Annotated in this window: 16 protein-coding genes; 4 read left to right on the top strand and 12 right to left on the bottom strand. The window is 71.8% G+C overall.

The annotated features are described in order from the left end of the window. From ACZ5U5_RS29925 to ACZ5U5_RS29965, 9 genes are all read right to left on the bottom strand, one after another. Positions 1 to 1,620 (bottom strand): alpha/beta hydrolase, encoded by a 1,620-nt coding sequence (locus tag ACZ5U5_RS29925; protein WP_469027682.1) that lies wholly within the window; start codon positions 1,618 to 1,620, stop codon positions 1 to 3. A gap of 129 nt (positions 1,621 to 1,749) precedes the next feature. After that, complete coding sequence (locus ACZ5U5_RS29930) at positions 1,750 to 2,496, bottom strand: DUF4142 domain-containing protein (protein ID WP_469027685.1); 747 nt, start codon at positions 2,494 to 2,496, stop codon at positions 1,750 to 1,752. Between the two features lie 134 nt (positions 2,497 to 2,630). Continuing rightward, a complete protein-coding gene (locus ACZ5U5_RS29935; RefSeq protein ID WP_469027688.1) occupies positions 2,631 to 3,599 on the bottom strand; it encodes a TIGR04222 domain-containing membrane protein in 969 nt (322 codons plus the stop codon). Positions 3,600 to 3,611: 12 nt separating this feature from the next. Then, positions 3,612 to 4,934 (bottom strand): MbnB/TglH/ChrH family RiPP precursor modification enzyme, encoded by a 1,323-nt coding sequence (locus ACZ5U5_RS29940; RefSeq protein WP_469027690.1) that lies wholly within the window; start codon positions 4,932 to 4,934, stop codon positions 3,612 to 3,614. 109 nt (positions 4,935 to 5,043) lie between these two features. Then, positions 5,044 to 5,808 (bottom strand): DUF4142 domain-containing protein, encoded by a 765-nt coding sequence (locus ACZ5U5_RS29945; protein WP_469027693.1) that lies wholly within the window; start codon positions 5,806 to 5,808, stop codon positions 5,044 to 5,046. Between the two features lie 97 nt (positions 5,809 to 5,905). Further along, on the bottom strand, positions 5,906 to 6,523 hold the full coding sequence (locus tag ACZ5U5_RS29950; protein WP_469027696.1) for a TIGR03086 family metal-binding protein: 618 nt from the start codon (positions 6,521 to 6,523) through the stop codon (positions 5,906 to 5,908). Next, positions 6,516 to 6,980, bottom strand: a complete 465-nt coding sequence (locus ACZ5U5_RS29955; RefSeq protein WP_469027698.1) for a hypothetical protein — start codon at positions 6,978 to 6,980, stop codon at positions 6,516 to 6,518. The genes ACZ5U5_RS29950 and ACZ5U5_RS29955 overlap by 8 nt, the downstream gene beginning before the upstream one ends. A gap of 98 nt (positions 6,981 to 7,078) precedes the next feature. After that, entirely contained in the window at positions 7,079 to 7,795 is a 717-nt protein-coding gene (locus tag ACZ5U5_RS29960; protein ID WP_469027700.1) for a TetR/AcrR family transcriptional regulator, read from the bottom strand. 31 nt (positions 7,796 to 7,826) lie between these two features. Continuing rightward, positions 7,827 to 8,573, bottom strand: a complete 747-nt coding sequence (locus tag ACZ5U5_RS29965) for a peptidyl-tRNA hydrolase (RefSeq protein ID WP_469027703.1) — start codon at positions 8,571 to 8,573, stop codon at positions 7,827 to 7,829. A 99-nt stretch (positions 8,574 to 8,672) separates the two neighbouring features. Here ACZ5U5_RS29965 and ACZ5U5_RS29970 point away from each other — a divergent pair, with 99 nt between their 5' ends. Beyond that, positions 8,673 to 9,644, top strand: coding sequence for an ABC transporter ATP-binding protein (locus ACZ5U5_RS29970; protein WP_469027706.1), 972 nt, complete (start codon positions 8,673 to 8,675; stop codon positions 9,642 to 9,644). After that, positions 9,641 to 10,309, top strand: coding sequence for an ABC transporter (locus ACZ5U5_RS29975; protein ID WP_469027709.1), 669 nt, complete (start codon positions 9,641 to 9,643; stop codon positions 10,307 to 10,309). Before ACZ5U5_RS29970 ends, ACZ5U5_RS29975 begins: the two co-directional genes overlap by 4 nt. A gap of 31 nt (positions 10,310 to 10,340) precedes the next feature. Here ACZ5U5_RS29975 and ACZ5U5_RS29980 read toward each other — a convergent pair whose 3' ends face one another. After that, entirely contained in the window at positions 10,341 to 10,538 is a 198-nt protein-coding gene (locus ACZ5U5_RS29980; RefSeq protein ID WP_469027711.1) for a hypothetical protein, read from the bottom strand. A 10-nt stretch (positions 10,539 to 10,548) separates the two neighbouring features. Continuing rightward, positions 10,549 to 11,496, bottom strand: a complete 948-nt coding sequence (locus ACZ5U5_RS29985; RefSeq protein WP_469027713.1) for a polysaccharide deacetylase family protein — start codon at positions 11,494 to 11,496, stop codon at positions 10,549 to 10,551. A gap of 240 nt (positions 11,497 to 11,736) precedes the next feature. Here ACZ5U5_RS29985 and ACZ5U5_RS29990 point away from each other — a divergent pair, with 240 nt between their 5' ends. Then, positions 11,737 to 12,555, top strand: coding sequence for a VOC family protein (locus tag ACZ5U5_RS29990; protein WP_469027716.1), 819 nt, complete (start codon positions 11,737 to 11,739; stop codon positions 12,553 to 12,555). Between the two features lie 174 nt (positions 12,556 to 12,729). Continuing rightward, entirely contained in the window at positions 12,730 to 13,725 is a 996-nt protein-coding gene (gene sph, locus ACZ5U5_RS29995) for a sphingomyelin phosphodiesterase (protein ID WP_469027718.1), read from the top strand. 53 nt (positions 13,726 to 13,778) lie between these two features. Here sph and ACZ5U5_RS30000 read toward each other — a convergent pair whose 3' ends face one another. After that, positions 13,779 to 15,143, bottom strand: coding sequence for an alkaline phosphatase PhoX (locus ACZ5U5_RS30000; RefSeq protein WP_469027720.1), 1,365 nt, complete (start codon positions 15,141 to 15,143; stop codon positions 13,779 to 13,781). Between the last annotated feature and the right edge of the window lie 64 nt (positions 15,144 to 15,207).

Genomic DNA, 15,207 nt, shown 5'->3' on the forward strand with positions numbered 1-15,207 from the left:
CTAGTGCTTCTCGGGGAGAGCCGCCGCCCGCTCGCCGGACAGCGGCTCGGGCTCCTTGTGCGGTGCGCACGCCGCGCTCCGCACGGGGAGCCTGCCCTCGAGGAGGTAGGCCTCCATGTGGCCGTTGACGCACTTGTTGGGCCCGGCGCCGATGCCATGGGTGCCCGCGTCGCGCTCGGTCACCAGGACCGAACCGCCCAGCCTGCGGTTCAGCTCCCGCGCGCCCTCGTACGGTGTCGCCGCGTCCCGCTCGGCGGCCAGGATCAGCGTCGGGGGAAGCTCACCCGCCTCGGTGCGGACGTCCAGGGGCTGCCTGCGGGTCTCGGGCCAGTAGGCGCACGGCAGGTTCATCCAGGCGTTGTCCCAGGTCTCGAAGGGTGCCACGCGCGCGAGCATCGAGTTGTCGCGGTTCCAGGTCTTGAAGTCCGTCGGCCAGGGCGCGTCGTTGCACTCGACCGCGGTGTAGACCGCGTTGCCGTTCTCCTGCTCCTTGGCCGCCTTCGGTTCGGGCGCCGCCTGCTCGATCAGCGGCTTCGGGTTGCCCTTCACGTACGCCGAGAGCGCCGAGGCGCGCGCCGGCCAGTAGTCGTCGTAGTACCCGGCCTGGAGGTACGCCGACTGCAGCTGGCCGGGGCCGACCTTGCCGCCCGCGGGCTTGTCCGCCAGCTTGTCGCGCACTTTCTCGTAGCTGCGCAGGACCGCTTCGGGCGTCTTGCCCAGGTGGTACGTCTTGTCGTGCTTGGCCACCCAGGCGCGGAAGTCGGCCCAGCGCCGCTCGAAGGCCGCGGACTGGTCGAGGTTGTTGCGGTACCAGATCTGCGCGGGGTCGGGGTTGACCGCCGAGTCGAAGACCATGCGGCGCACGTGCGAGGGGAAGAGCGAGGCGTACACCGCGCCGAAGTAGGTGCCGTACGAGGCGCCCATGAAGGTCAGCTTCTGCTCGCCGAGCGCCGCCCGAAGGACGTCCAGGTCACGGGCGTTGTTCAGGCTCGTGTAGTGCCGCACCGCCGTGCCGGAACGCTTGACGCAGCCCTCCGCGTACGCCTTCGCCTGCTTGACGCGCTCCAGTTTGTACGCGGTGTCGGGGTGGGTCGGTGACTGTGTCGGGGCCTTGGCGAACTCCTTGGGGTCCTGGCAGGAGATCGGCGCCGAGCGGCCGACACCGCGCGGGGCGTAGCCCACGAGGTCGTACGCCGCCGCGATGCGCTTCCACTCGGGGAGCATGCCGACCATCGGGAAGTACATGCCGGAGCCGCCGGGGCCGCCGGGGTTGAACACGAGGGCGCCCTGCCGTTTGACGGACTTGCCGCGCCGCGGTTCGGCCCGCTCCGTGGCCTTGGTGCGGCTGACGGTCAGTCTGATCTGCTTGCCGCTCGGGTCCGCGTAGTCCAGCGGCACGGTCACCGTGGCGCACTTGACCGAGGGGGGCAGGCCCTCGGCCTTCGGGCAGGCGGCGAAGCGCAGGCCGGCCGCCTGCGCGCGCTGGGCCGCGATATGGGTGCCCTGCGTTTCCGGGTACGGGGTGGTGTCGGCCGCGGACGCGCTTCCCGTGGGAGCGGCGACGAGTGCGGTCAGGACCAAGGATCCGGCGGTTCCGTAGAGGGCGGCTGCTGCTCTCATCGCTCTTCATCCCTTCATTCGGCCGTGCGTTGCTCGAACAAAAGGGATGATTCGTTTGGTAATAGGCGAAGTAAAGCACCGCCCCGCCGGTGTCGGGCGTGTCGGGCTCAATGACTCCGATGCGCCGTGTCACGGCGCGACCGGCTTGGGGCGGGAGGCGGGCGGAGGCAGCGAGAAGGTGGGGGAGGGAGAGACCGGGGTCGCCGGAGCCGGGGACTCGGTCGGTCCCGGCGGGGCGGGGGAGCGGGTCGCCGGGACGGGGCCCGCCGACGCCGCGTCGCGCGCCAGGTCGTCGAAGTCGACCAGGCCCGTGCCTTCGAGGACCGTGATGTGGTCGAGGACCGTCGTGTTCGCGTCGTCCGCGAGCGTGCGCACCAGCGAGTTGCGGGTGGTCGCGCGGACCTCGGCGACCACCGAGAAGACCTTGCCGTGGGCGACGCGCAAGATGTTGGCGAACTTCTCGTCGTACGCGCCGCCGTGCGCGTCGCTCATCTCGTCGAGCCAGTCCCGCTGCTGCGCGGTCGGTTGGTTGGGCAGTTCCAGGTTGAGCTGCGTCGCCACCTCGCGTACGCGCGCGTCCAGGAACGTATGGCCCTCGACCAGGTGCTCGCCCGCCGTCTGCACGGCCTTGGTGGTGCCACGCGCCTCGGCCTGCTGTCCGGCCGGCAGCTCCCAGAGGCCCGCGAGCCGCACCTTGGTGATGAAGTCCCGGTCGAGCGCGGAGAGCGGGCCGAACTCCGTCGACACGGTCTCCGCGTCGAGGACGTCCTGACCGGTGCCCGACCTGTCCTCGTACGACCAGACGGGAAAGAGCAGCGCGGCCAGGGTCGCGACGAGCCCCGCGACGATGAGGCCGGTGCCGTTGATGGATCGCATGACGCCTCCTGTTGCGGCACCGCACGTTAGTGCGCCACAGGGAGGGACCTCCGCCATACGGCGAGGAGTACGTCAACTGCCGTACGGGTAAGGGGCATCGGATGCGGGGCGGGGGGCGCGGGGACCCCGACCCCCTAGGAGCTGCTCCCTCCGCCGCCTCCGCAGCCGCCGCCCCCTCCGCCGCCGCAGGACGAAGAGCCGCTCCCGCCTCCGCAGCCGCCGCCGGAGCTTCCGCAGCTCGCGCCGCCGCACGCCGAGCTGCCTCCCGTGCCCCCGCACCACGCGATGGTGCCCGATCCGGAGCTCGCGTACGACGAGGATGTCGCCGCCGTACGCCCCGGCCGGACGCGGTGCGCGGCCTGGAGCTGGGCGCGCAGGTCGGGGTCGAGGACGCCGACCAGCCCCTCGACGGCCACGCGGTAGGCCGCGCCCGGCGCGAGCGCGCCCGCGGCGCGGTACTCCGCCAGAGCGGTCCGGCCCGTGGCGGTCACCCGCGTGCGGGTGGCGCGGCCGCCGAGCAGACCGACCAGGGCGCCGAGTACCCAGGCCACGATCAGCACGATCGTCGCCGGGCTCACGGGATCCCACGAGGGGCCGTCACCGTCCTCGACGGCGATGAGGCCGATGACGAGGAAGACCCCGGCGAAGCTGAGGGCGTGGTGCCGGTTCTTGCGGCGCCGGAGACGGTCGACGGCCTCGGGCCGCACCATCAGCCCGCGCCGGGCCAGCGTGTCACCGATCGCCTGCACGGCCGGGCTGCGCATCACGCCGATGCGCAGCCAGTGCAGGGCGCCGCTCGGCGCGGCCTCGTGCGCCTGGAGCACCGCACCTTCCACCGGGTTGCGGACCTCGGTCGACTGGAACGCGACGATGCCGGGGAACGCGACCACCAGGCGTCCGTCCTCGTGCATGGCCGCGATCGCGGCGTCGGCGACCCGGCCGGGGCCACCGCCGAGGAAGGCGGCCTCCAAGGGGTCGAACACCGCGCCGTGCCGGGCGTCCGACTGCGGCGGCCCGGCCTGCCGGATACGGGAGACGCCGACGAGGAGAGCGCCCGACGAGACCGCGACCAGCAAGGCGAAACAGAGGGACAGGATCTCCACGGCTGCCGCCCCTTAGCCCCGGCGCAGCGCGAAGCGCGCCGCCCGCAGCCACCGGGTGACCGGCCGCCCGTCCAGCGGCGCGGGCCCGGAACGGTCGAGCCACCACCGGGTCAGTCTGCCCCGCGCCTCGGCGTCCTCGGGCAGCCCGGCAAGCAGCAGCCGCTCGGCGAAGTCCAGCGCGTCACGCCGGTAGCCGCCGGACATCGGCCGCGACTGCGCGTACGCGAAGAACTCCGGGCGATAGCGCGCGCCGAGGATCTCCGGCAGCTCGGGCGCCACCTTCGCCACGACGTCCGCCCGCTTGCCGGTCAACGCCCGGCTCTGCACGGTCAGCCGGGCCCGGTCGAAGCCCTCGGGTGCGGGCGTCTTGGCCACCAGGGCGGAAAGGAGCGCGGTCTGCGCGAGGGCGAGCCGCTGCCGGGTGGCGGCGGGGACGGCGGCGGGCGCCGTGGCCGTGTCGGGCTCTCCCGTGTCCTGCGCCGTGCCGACAGCGCACTCACCGGACGCGGGCGCCTTCGTCCGCACCCTCTCCCGTATCGCGTCCAGCTCCCACTCAAGATCCTTCGGTGCCGGGAAGTTCTCGTCCCGTTCCAGCAGGACACCCGGCGGGCTCACCCGGGCCGCCAGGTCCGACAGGATCGCCAGGACCGGCTCGGGCACCGGGTGGGCGTGACTGTCGTGCCAGACGCCGTCCCGCTCGAAGCCGCCCGCGACATGGACGTACGCGATGGCCTCGACCGGCAGCTCGTCCAGGGCCTTCGACGGGTCCTCGCCGCGGTTGACGTGGTTTGTGTGCAGGTTGGCGACGTCGATGAGGAGACGTACGCCGGTGCGCTCGACGAGCTCGTACAGGAACTGCCCCTCCGTCATCTCCTCGCCGGGCCAGGAGATCAGCGCCGCGATGTTCTCCACGGCGAGCGGCACCGGCAGCGCGTCCTGCGCGATGCGCACGTTCTCGCACAGCACGTCGAGGGCGTCGCGGGTGCGCGGCACCGGAAGCAGATGGCCGGCCTCCAGTGGCTGCGAGGCCGTCAGCGGGCCTCCGGCGCGTACGAACGCGATGTGTTCGGTGACCAGTGGCGAGCCGAGCACCTGCGCGCGCTCGGCGAGCGCGGCGAGGCGCGTCTCGTCGGGGCGGTCGGCGCCGCCGAGGCCGAGCGAGACGCCGTGCGGCACCACCGTGACCCCGCGTTCCCGCAGCCGCAGCAGGGAATCGGGGAGGTGCCCGGGGCACAGGTTCTCTGACACGGCCTCGACCCAGTCGATGCCGGGCATGCCTTCCACGGCGTCCGCTATCTCCGGACGCCACCCGATTCCGGTCCCCAGATGTTTCATGATCCCCCTCCTCCGCCAAGACCCCGCGTCGCGCCCGTGTCTTGTGAACGTGTGCAGGAGTCATGGCCCCGGCCGAAGCGGCCGAACCCCTGAGGAGGGACGTTCAGAGCTACATTTGAGGTTCCGGCCGGTCCGTGTTGACCTCGCCGGGCGGCGCGGGCGAGGGGCGTGACGTCGTGGACACATCGCCGGTCGGGCCGGCCGCCGGGGGTACCGGAGGGACGCCGGAGGGCGGCGGAGGACCGCTGGGGCTGGCCGTGGCGGTGGCGGCGCCGCCGTTGGCGATGTCGTCGAAGTCCACGAGTCCGGTGGCCTCCAGCATCGTGATGTGGTCGAGGACCGTCTGGTTGGAGTCGCTGGCCAGCTGCCGTATCAGCGTGTTGCGGGTGCTGTCCCGCACCTGCGCGATCACGCTGAACACCTTGCCGTGCGCGACCCGCAGCAGATTCGCGAACTTCCGCTGGTACTCCATTCCTTCGGCCTCGGTCAACTCCTGCAGCCAGCCCTGCTGTTGGGCGGTGGGTTGGTTCGGAAGCTCCACGCCGAGCTGCGCGGCGACCGCGCGCGCCCGCTTGTCGAGGTCCGTGTGGCCGACGATCAGATGGTCACCGGCCTCCTTGATCGCCTCGGTCGGCGCCCGCTCGACGGCCTGCTGGCCCGCGGGCAGCTCCCACAGTCCGGCGAGCCGCACCTTCACCAGCAGATCGCGGTCGGCTGCCGAGAGGGGACCCCACTGGGTGGCCACCGAACCGGCGGCCAGATTGGCGGGCCCCGTGCCCGAACGGTCCGCGTAGGACCACATGGGGAACGCGAGCGCGCCCAGTGTGACCACGAGTGCCGCGATGATCAGAGCCGTGCCGTTGATGCGCCGCAATGTGCCGTGCCTTCCTGCCCGTCGACCTGCCCGTCAACCTGCCGTGAGGCAAGCTACTTCCTGGTACCAGGGGATACGGAAGATGCGTGCGTGATGTTCAACGCTTTGCCCGGCCTTCGTGTGACGTGGGCGACCTCCCCAGGAGCGCCAGCATCTCCTCCAGCGGCGAGGCGTCCTCCGGCGTGGACAGGGCCGGAGCGAACGCCGAGCCCGGCCCCCGGAGTTCGGGATCCTTCGGCACCCGGCGGGCGATGTCGAGCGCGGCATCCACGACCGGCCCGGGGAGATCGAGGCCGACGCCGACGGTCGTCGCCACATCCCAGGTGTGCACCACGTAATCCAGGAGATGGAAGCCGACGGCGATCCGTCCCGTGAACGTCCCGCCGATCTCGGGAAGCGTGAACCCCCTTTCCATGACGCCCTCTTCGGCGAACGCGGCCAGCACGTGGCGCACCGACTCGTCGTAGACCTTGTACGGGTTGCGGCCGAGGTCCGGCGCGATCCAGTACGTACGGTCGGCGCCCGAGCCGCGAGCCGCTGCCGCGAACCCGTGGTGCTGAGCGGTCATGTGCGCCACCAGGTCGCGCAGCGTCCAGCCGGCGCAGGGGGAGGGGCGCTCCCAGTCGGTGTCGCTGGCCGCGCGCAGGACGCGGAGAGATTCCTGGAGGGCGGTGCGGTCGAGTGCGATGAGGTCCGTCATGCGGGTGTCACTCACTTTCCGTGGCGTGAACGGCGCCGACTGGCGTGGAAGTTGAGCCGATGGGGTCCGGGCCGGTCAGCAGGGAGTGAGCGGCGGCCCAGACGTCGTCGGGATCGAATCGGTCCACCGCCCAGGCGGTGGCGCGCATCTCGCCCCGGTCCTGGTGCGCGCGGACGATCCGTACGTGGTCGGGGCGCCCGACGAACGCGTACAGCGAGCGCTCGTCGGTCCAGACCGAGACGGAACCCGAGCGCTTGCGCCAAGGGTCGGTCCAGAGCCACATGCCGACGGCGCCGGGCGTGCGAGGCCAGCTCCGTCGCAACCGCAGCCCCGCCAGGGCGATCGGGAGGGTCTGGGAGTGACGGCGGGCGGTGAACTCCGTGAGGCTCACCAGGACTTGGCCCGGCGTGGTTGCCTCGGGGCCGGGCTGCCAGGGAGAGCGGGAGATCGATCGCGGGATCAGTGAAGGCATGCGCAGAGCATAAATCTAAACGAACGGTCGTGCTACTAGTTTTCCTGATCTGATGGCCGCGCTGCCGGATGGGCGGCAGGCGTCAACCAGTGGGCTGCTCAGGAGAGTTGGGGTACCCGTGACGGATCTGTCGCCGCCGCGCGCAGCCGTGCCGTGATGGCGACGCCCGCCCTGCGGTAGGCGTCCGGCTCGTCGTGCAGCACCGAGTGCGCGTTCGCCGTCTCCATCGGGGCGATGAGCTCGAAGGCGAGCTGGGGGACGTCGGTGTCCGGGAGCAGTTCGCCGGTGTCGCGCGCCTCGGCGACGCAGCGCTCCACCTGGCCGGTCCAGTCGCGGTTGGCGCGGACCAGCGCGTCGTGCACGGCGCCCTCGCGGGCGTCGAACTCGGCGATCACCCCGTAGAAGAAGCAGCCACCGGGAAAGACCCGCTGCTCCGAGTAGTCGAGCCAGCGCGCGCACAGCTGCCGTACGCGATCGAGGCCGGGCGGCGACTGCTTGGCGGGTTCCACCACGGCGTCCAGGAAGATGCGGCCCGCCGCGCGTACCGTCGCGAGCTGCAGTTCCTCCTTGGAGCCGAAGAGCGCGAAGACCCCGCTCTTGCTGAGCTTCAGCTCGGTGGCGAGGCGGCCGACGGAGAGCGCGTCCAGGCCCTCGACCGAGGCGACGTCGACCGTACGGCGCAGGACGAGACGCCGGGTCTGATTGCCGCGCTCGACGCGCCCGTCAAGCTTGGCACCCGCCGCACCCGCCGCACCCGCCGCACCCGCCGCACCCGCCGCACCGGCGCTCACACTCACACGGGGCTCGCTCGACATGTGGATCTCCTCGACGCCGTGTCCGGTCGGCTCAGTGCAGGGCGGGGTGGTCGGCGACCACGGTGCAGGAGCCGGGGGCGATCTCCGTGAAGCCCGCGTCCCGTACCACCGGCAGGCCGCTCGCCACGAGCTCGTTCCAACGTGCGGCGTCCGGGGTGCGGACGGACAGTGGGTAACCGGCGTCCCGCCAGGCCCCGCGCTCCTCGTCCGACAGCTCCCACCAGGCGAGTTGGGCGCCGTGCCCGGCCTGCGCCATCGCCTTGCCTGCCGACATGTCGACGTCGGGGCTCATCCACAGGACCGGCGCGGTCGCGTCGGCGGGCGGCACCGCCTCCGGGTCGTCCAGGTCCGTGCCCGAGACCTGGAGCCGGGCCAGATCCTTGGGCCAGCCGTCCAGCGGCACGGGGGGAAAGACGCGGACCTCCGCCGACTTGCCGGTGACCGTGATGCCGGGCAGCGCCTCGGCCCGCCGCCACTCGGCGCCGCGGGCCCGCCGGACCACCTTGCGGATCCTGGCGTCCTGCCAGTCACGCATGGCCTGCGCCCACTCGCCGTCGCCGGTGGACCGCTCGTCGCCGAGCATGACGAGCACCGCGCGGGCCGCGGTCTCCAGGGCGTCCGTACGGTGCGGAGGCTCGGCGCGCTCGATGCGGGCCACCAGCGGCAGTACGTACTGCGGTGCCTCGTCGCGTGTCGTCTTCTCCACGCGGAAGGGGCTGTCCTGGGGGTCTGGGGTGTCCTGCGGCTGGGAGTTCCCGGCGGTCTGGTCGCTGCTCACGCGTCCAGTCTGCCAGGCGGAAGATCGGGCCCGTCAGGGGCTTTGCCCGATGACTCCGTTCCTTGCCACGGTGTCGGACGCCTGCGCGAGGATAGCGGCATGGACAGTGATCTTGTGGGGGCCGTGCTGCGGCTCGACGGGGCGGGGCGGCGCTACGCGTTGGGAGGGCCTTGGGTGCTGAGAAGCGTCACCTTCGGCATAGGCGCGGGCACGCTGGTGCGGATCGAGGGCGCGAACGGCACCGGCAAGTCGACCCTGCTGCGGCTGCTCGCCGGGATCGACGCCCCGACCGAGGGCCGCCTCGTCGGCCGTCCGCGCACGGCGTACGTCCCCGAACGCTTCCCTGCGGCGTTGCCGTTCACGGCCGTCGGCTACCTCACGCACATGGGTCGCATTCACGGCCTGGCGAAGGGTGCGGCCGCGCGGGGCGCTGAGGAGTGGCTTGAGCGCTTCGGGGCCGGGAGTTACGTCCGTACGCCCTTGTCAGAACTGTCCAAGGGCAGCAGTCAGAAGGTCGCCGTGGCCCAGGCGCTCCTCGCGGGGCCGGAGCTGCTCGTCCTCGATGAGGCCTGGACCGGCCTGGACGCTGCGGCCCGCGACGAACTCGACCGGGCCGTCGCCGAGCGGGTCGCGGAGGGTGGCGCCGTGGTCTTCGTGGACCACGACCCGCGGCGGCTCCCGGGGGCGGTCGACGTGACGTACGCGGTGGTCGGGTCGTCGGTGAACGCCCGTACCGCCGGGAGCACTTCACCGGAATCGGCCGCCGCGGGAACCCCCGTGACCGTGATCGAGGCGCAGGGCCCGCCGGGTGCCGCGCCGCCTTCCCTCCCCGGCACCGTCACCGGGCACACCCCGGAAGGGGCACTGCGGCTCACGGTGGCGTCGACCCACTCGGACATCGCACTGCGCGCGCTGCTGGCGGCGCGACCGCCGTGGCATGTGGTGTCGGTGCGGGAGCCCGCGTTGAGCCCCGCACCGGGCCCCTCGGCGAGTGATGTGCTCCCCGTGACGGATGACGTGCGTCCCGAGGCGAGCGAGGTGGGCGAGGTGGGCGAGGTGGGCGAGCGATGAACGCCCTGCTCAGCTATCAGTCCGCCCTGCTACTGCGTTCCCAGCGCTGGCTCGCGCCCGTCATCCTGTACGCCGCGTTCCTCGCCGTCGGTGTACAGAGCGGGCAGCCGATCCTCGACTCCCTCGCGTACGCGGCCGCCGCGCTGCTGCCCGTTGCCGCCTGGCTGGTACGGATATGCGTCACCAACGAGCCGCCCGCCGTCCGAAGTTGCTCGGCCGCGGCGGCCGGTCCCTGGCGAGCCCTGCTGGCCTGTCTGCTCTCCGCGTTCCTCGCCACGGCCGTGCTCGGCGCCGTCGCCACGCTCGTCGTGGCGGTGATCAGCGACCCGGCGAGCACCGATCACCGGACCGCCGTGAACCGGCTGGCGGCGAGCGGTGCGGGGCTGCTCGCGATGCTCGTGAGCGCGCTCGTGGGCACCGCCATCGGTGCCATCACCAGTTGGCCGCTGATGCGCTCGCCGGGCAGGGCGATCCCGGTGCTGCTGCTCGCCTCGCTGCTCTCCTTGGTGACCACCGGTTCCCCCGCGAAGGCGGTCATGACCGAACTCGTCTCCGGGGCGCGGGACGGCGTGGTGCCGGTGCCGGTGCTGCCGGTCGCGGGGGCGGCGGCGCTGGCTGTGGCGGCCGTGGGAGCGGCCTGCGGGCTGGCCTCGCGCAGGGGTTGAGTACGCCCGGATGCCGGAGAGGGGGCGGGGCTCAGCCCGAGCAGGCCGTGCGCTGTGCCTCGTGCCACTCACACACGGGGCACAGCGTCACGCCCTTGTGCGTCTCCGGGTACTCGGTGGGCTCGCGGCACAGCACACATTCGGCGAACGGGCCTGCGGCGGGCTCGGTGGAGTCACCGGTGGCGGCGGGTCCGGCGGGTCCGGCGGGTCCGGTGGTGGTGTCGTCCATGCCCGCCAGATTAGGACCCTTGGTCCCCAAGGCTATGGGCGCGCGTGCTCGCCGCCCTGATCTGCTCCGACACCCGCACGAACCGGAAACCGCGCTCGCGCAGCTTCGGGACGATCGTCCGCAGGGCGCGCTCCGTCGTGGGCGCCGCGCTGCGCGTGCAGTGCATGACGACCACCGAGCCGGGACGCACCCCGTCGAGCACCTGCCGGGCCACGGCGTCGGCGTCCGTCGCGAAGGCGTCGCCGCTGACCACGTCCCACTGCACGGCCGTGACACCGCCGGGGGCGATCGCGCGCAGCGCCCGCTTGTCGTAGCAGCCGCCGGGGAAGCGGAAGTACGGCACCTGATGCTCGACGCCCGCCTTGCGGAAGGCGGCGAAGGCGCGCTCCACGTCGGCACGCATACGGGAGGCGGGCACGGTCGGCAGCCCGTAGCAGCGGTCGGTGAAGGCGTAATGGCTGTACGAGTGGTTGGCGACCTCGAAGAGCGGATCCCGGCCGATGTCCTTGGCCTGCGCCGGGTACTCCTCGGCCCACCGCCCCGTCATGAAGAACGTCGAGGGCACCTTCAGCCGCCGCAGCGTCGACACCAGTGCCGGATTGTCGAACCGCTCGCCCGCTGCGGCACGTGGCCCTTGGTCGGCCGTCATGTCGGCGTCGAAGGTCAGCGCGACGGTGGGGGATGCGGACGCCGGGGTACGGGGGGCGTTCTTGAAGACGGGGGTGAGGCCGGCGGGGCCGGGGGCGAGAGTCGCGGGGCGGGGCGAGGCGTCCGCCTTGGGGAGCTCGGTCCGGTCGCGGCTGCCCGGCGCGGGGTCGGTGGCGCCGCAGGCGGCGAGCGTGGTGAGGGCGAGGGCGCTCAGGACGCAGCGGGCGGTGAGCCTGCGCGCCCTCCGTCCCTGCGTGGCCGGTCTCAGTGCGGTCAGTGTTCGAGCGGTCAGCGTTCGTGTCAGGGGCATCATCTGGCGAACGTATCGACATAAAAAGGATGAAATGGTGAGGTGCGGCCCGTACCGCTCCACGCCAACCCCGGACGGCCGAACCTCCGGACCCGCCTCCCGCCCGGACCCGCTTCTCGTGCACGGGCGCCCGCGCGCCTAATTCCCTTGGCGGCGGTGCCCGTGGCCGTAAGGGTGTGCGGGCAGGCAGCAGAGGCCACAACCCCGTGGCTCACCTCGCCAAGAACGAAGGGCCCACCCATGCGCTCGACTCTCTTCAACGTCGCCTTCGACTGCGCCGACGCGTACGAACTCGCCCAGTTCTGGAGCAAGGTGGTGGGCCACCCGCTCGACGCCGAGGACCAGCCCGATGAATCGACGGCGGCCATCGCCCTGCCTACTGGCCTTCACCTCTACTTCGCCCAGGTCGCCGAGCCCAAGACCCACAAGAACCGCGTCCACCTCTGTCTCCAGCCCGACAGCCCCCGCGACGCGGAAGTGGAACGGCTCCTGTCGGTGGGCGCCACGGTGGCGTCGGACCGCCGGAATCCCGACGGCACAGGCTGGGTGGTCTTCACCGACCCCGAGGGCAACGAGTTCTGCGTGCTGCGCAGTGCGGCGGAGCGCGAGGCGGGCGCGGCGGGCGAATCGGGCGGCTGCGACCGGGGGCGCCGCCTGCGGCGCTACCACGAGACGAGCACCGCCGAGCAGGTCGCGATCCTGCGGGGCGAAGGCACGGCCAAGGAGCGGCTGCGGGACATGATGGTCCATGCCCTGGACGCCGATCTCGACGAGGCGGACGGTCGCGGCTGCTTCGCGATCAACGCGGCCGTGGAGATCGGCGGGCTCGACCCGGAGGTCAAGGACGCGGTGCGGCGCAACTTCGACCTGGTGGAGGAGGAGCTGCGCGTGCTCGTGGCGACCGGCCGGCGGACGGGTGAGCTGCGGTCGACGGCCGAGGCGCGGACCGTCGCCCGCCGGCTGCAGAGCACGTACTACGGCTTGCGCGTCCTCGCCCGCGTCCAGGGTGACCGGCAGGCGCTGCTCGACACGGTGGAGAGCACGCTCGCCGACCTGTGAACACCAGGCCGGTTCCTGGTCGTTCGCGTCCTGGCGGGTCGCATCGCGTCCTGGTGGGACGCACAAAATCATCGCTCTCCGGGCGCGCGTTCTTTGTTCACGTGAAGTATCCCCAGAAGTAATCACGGCTGATTGGATGTGCGACGCCCAACCCCCCACCCTTCAGGAGATTCAGTGCCGCACCCAGCGCTGCGCAGGACCCACGCCGTCGCGATCACCACCGTGCTCGCCGCGGCCACGCTCACCACCGTCGCGCCGGCCGCGACCGCCGCCGACACGCCTGCCGCCGCCGTCGACACTCCCGCACTCAAGGTGCTCTCGTACAACGCGTTCCTGTTCAGCAAGACCCTCTACCCGAACTGGGGTCAGGACCACCGCGCCAAGGCCATACCGGCCGCGGACTTCTTCCAGGGCAAGGACGTCGTCGTCCTCCAGGAGGCGTTCGACAACTCCTCGTCCGACGCGCTGAAGGCCAACGCGGCGGGCCGTTACCCGCACCAGACCCCCGTCATGGGCCGCAGCAAGAGCGGCTGGGACGCCACCGGCGGCGCGTACTCGGCGGTGACCCCGGAGGACGGCGGCGTGACCGTCCTGAGCAAGTGGCCGATCCTGCGCAAGGAGCAGTACGTCTACAAGGACGCCTGCGGCTCCGACTCGTACTCCAACAAGGGCTTCGTCTATGCCCAGTTGAATGTCAACGGCACGAAGGTGCACGTCGTCGGCACCCACGCCCAGTCCACCGACCCGGGCTGCGGCTCCGGCGAGGCGGCCGCGACGCGCGCCCTGCAGTTCAAGGAGATGGACGCCTTCCTGGCCGCCAAGAACATCCCCGCGGGCGAACAGGTCATCGTGGCGGGGGACTTGAACGTCGACTCGCACAGCGGTGAGTACGCCTCGATGCTCGCCGACGGCAACTTCGCCCCTGCCGACGCCCGCAGTGGCCACCCGTACTCCTTCGACACCCAGGACAACTCCATCGCGGCCGAGCGCTACCCGGACGACCCCCGCGAGGACCTCGACTACGTCCTGCACCGCAAGGGCCACGCCCGCCCCGCCACCTGGCGCAACGAGGTGGTCAAGGAGCAGAGCGCGCCCTGGACGGTGTCCAGTTGGGGCAAGCAGTACACGTACACCAACCTGTCCGACCACTACCCGCTGATCGGCTCCTAGCAAGGGGGCGCGGGGTGCGCGGCCGGTCGCCGCGCACCCCGCAAGGTGTCTCGTCAGGTCCGGTGCCAGGGTCCCGTCACGGCGAACGTCGTGCCGGGGTTGTAGCAGTTGACGTACATCGTGTCGCGGTCCGGGGAGAACGAGACGCCCGCGAACTCGCCCCATTCGGGCTCCTCGGGGGTGCCGATGTTCTGCCGGCCGCGGGCCATCGCGTAGACCTCGCCCCGGCGCGTCACGCCGTACACGTGCTGTGCGCCACCGCCGTCCTCGGCCACCATCAGGCCGCCGCTGGGCGCGAGGCAGATGTTGTCGGGGGACTCGCCGGGCAGCTGGATGTCGGTGTTCGGGCCGAAGACGATCACCAGGGTGAGGCGGCGCTTCGACGGTTCGTAGCGCCAGATCTGCCCGAAGTGGTCGGCTGCCGAACCCTCCGCGCTGTGCGCGAAGGACGACACGAAGTAGACGGAGCTGCCGCCCCAGTAGCAGCCCTCCAGCTTCTGCGCGTGCGTGATGCCCTTCTTCCCGAAGTCCTGGTGGCGGATGGGGGTTTGGGCGGCGAGCGGGTCCGGTACGTCGACCCATTCGATGCCCGTGAAGCACGCGCCCGTCTCCTGGATCGCGGACAGGTCGGGCACGCCGGGTACGCGCATGGCCTGCAGCCTGCCGCCCGCGCGGAGCGAACCGCGGCCGCCCTCGGGCTTCTTGGGCAGGAAGCGGTAGAAAAGGCCGAAGGGCTTCTCGAAGGCGTCCTCGGTCTCGTAGACCACGCCCCGCCGGGGATCGACGGCGATCGCCTCGTGCTGGAAGCGGCCCATCGCGGTGAGCGGCACGGCTCCGGTGCGGTGCGGGTCGACGGGGTCGACCTCGAAGATGAAGCCGTGGTCCTTGGTGTAGCCGTTCGTGCCGGCCTTGTCCTCGGTCTCCTCGCAGGTGAGCCAGGTGCCCCAAGGGGTGGGCCCGCCCGCGCAGTTGACCGCGGTGCCGGCGATGGCGACGCGCTCACCCAGGACGTTGTTGTGGCGGTCGAGCGCGAGCGCCGTACAGCCGCCCTTGCCCATCGGGTCGTAGGTGAGGCCCTTGACCGTGGGCACGGGGGTTCTTCCGTTGTGGCGGTTCTCGTGGTTGCGGACGAGGTGCACGCCCCCGCGCTTGCCGCGGAACGCGTCCATGCCGTCGAAGTTGCTCGGTACCTTGCCCTCACCGGAGGACAGATCGCTGCCCTCCCGCGAGAGCACCTTGTAGCGGAAACCTTTCGGCAGATCGAGAAGACCGGCGGGATCGGGCACCAACGGCCCGTATCCGGCCTTGCCCTGCGCGGCGGCGCTGCCCGCGAAGAGTTCCGTGAGGGCGCCGGTGAAGGCGATTCCCGCACCCACCGCTCCCGTACGGGCTAGCACCTGACGTCGTGTCGTGGACATAAAAGGTCGACCTCCTGCTGGCGGACAGGAACATGACCGGATGTGTGTACCACGCGCCTAGGCG

Source organism: Streptomyces sp. NPDC033177 (genome assembly GCF_055577715.1).

Excerpts from the sequence above, each read along its gene's own strand:
- ACZ5U5_RS29960 (WP_469027700.1), bottom strand. The coding sequence starts at position 7,795 with ATGTCGAGCGAGCCCCGTGTGAGTGTGAGCGCCGGTGCGGCGGGTGCG.
- ACZ5U5_RS29980 (WP_469027711.1), bottom strand. The coding sequence starts at position 10,538 with ATGGACGACACCACCACCGGACCCGCCGGACCCGCCGGACCCGCCGCC.
- ACZ5U5_RS29925 (WP_469027682.1), bottom strand. The coding sequence starts at position 1,620 with ATGAGAGCAGCAGCCGCCCTCTACGGAACCGCCGGATCCTTGGTCCTG.
- ACZ5U5_RS29990 (WP_469027716.1), top strand. The coding sequence starts at position 11,737 with ATGCGCTCGACTCTCTTCAACGTCGCCTTCGACTGCGCCGACGCGTAC.
- ACZ5U5_RS29975 (WP_469027709.1), top strand. The coding sequence starts at position 9,641 with ATGAACGCCCTGCTCAGCTATCAGTCCGCCCTGCTACTGCGTTCCCAG.
- ACZ5U5_RS29985 (WP_469027713.1), bottom strand. The coding sequence starts at position 11,496 with ATGCCCCTGACACGAACGCTGACCGCTCGAACACTGACCGCACTGAGA.
- ACZ5U5_RS29930 (WP_469027685.1), bottom strand. The coding sequence starts at position 2,496 with ATGCGATCCATCAACGGCACCGGCCTCATCGTCGCGGGGCTCGTCGCG.
- ACZ5U5_RS29955 (WP_469027698.1), bottom strand. The coding sequence starts at position 6,980 with ATGCCTTCACTGATCCCGCGATCGATCTCCCGCTCTCCCTGGCAGCCC.
- ACZ5U5_RS30000 (WP_469027720.1), bottom strand. The coding sequence starts at position 15,143 with ATGTCCACGACACGACGTCAGGTGCTAGCCCGTACGGGAGCGGTGGGT.
- ACZ5U5_RS29970 (WP_469027706.1), top strand. The coding sequence starts at position 8,673 with ATGGACAGTGATCTTGTGGGGGCCGTGCTGCGGCTCGACGGGGCGGGG.
- ACZ5U5_RS29940 (WP_469027690.1), bottom strand. The coding sequence starts at position 4,934 with ATGAAACATCTGGGGACCGGAATCGGGTGGCGTCCGGAGATAGCGGAC.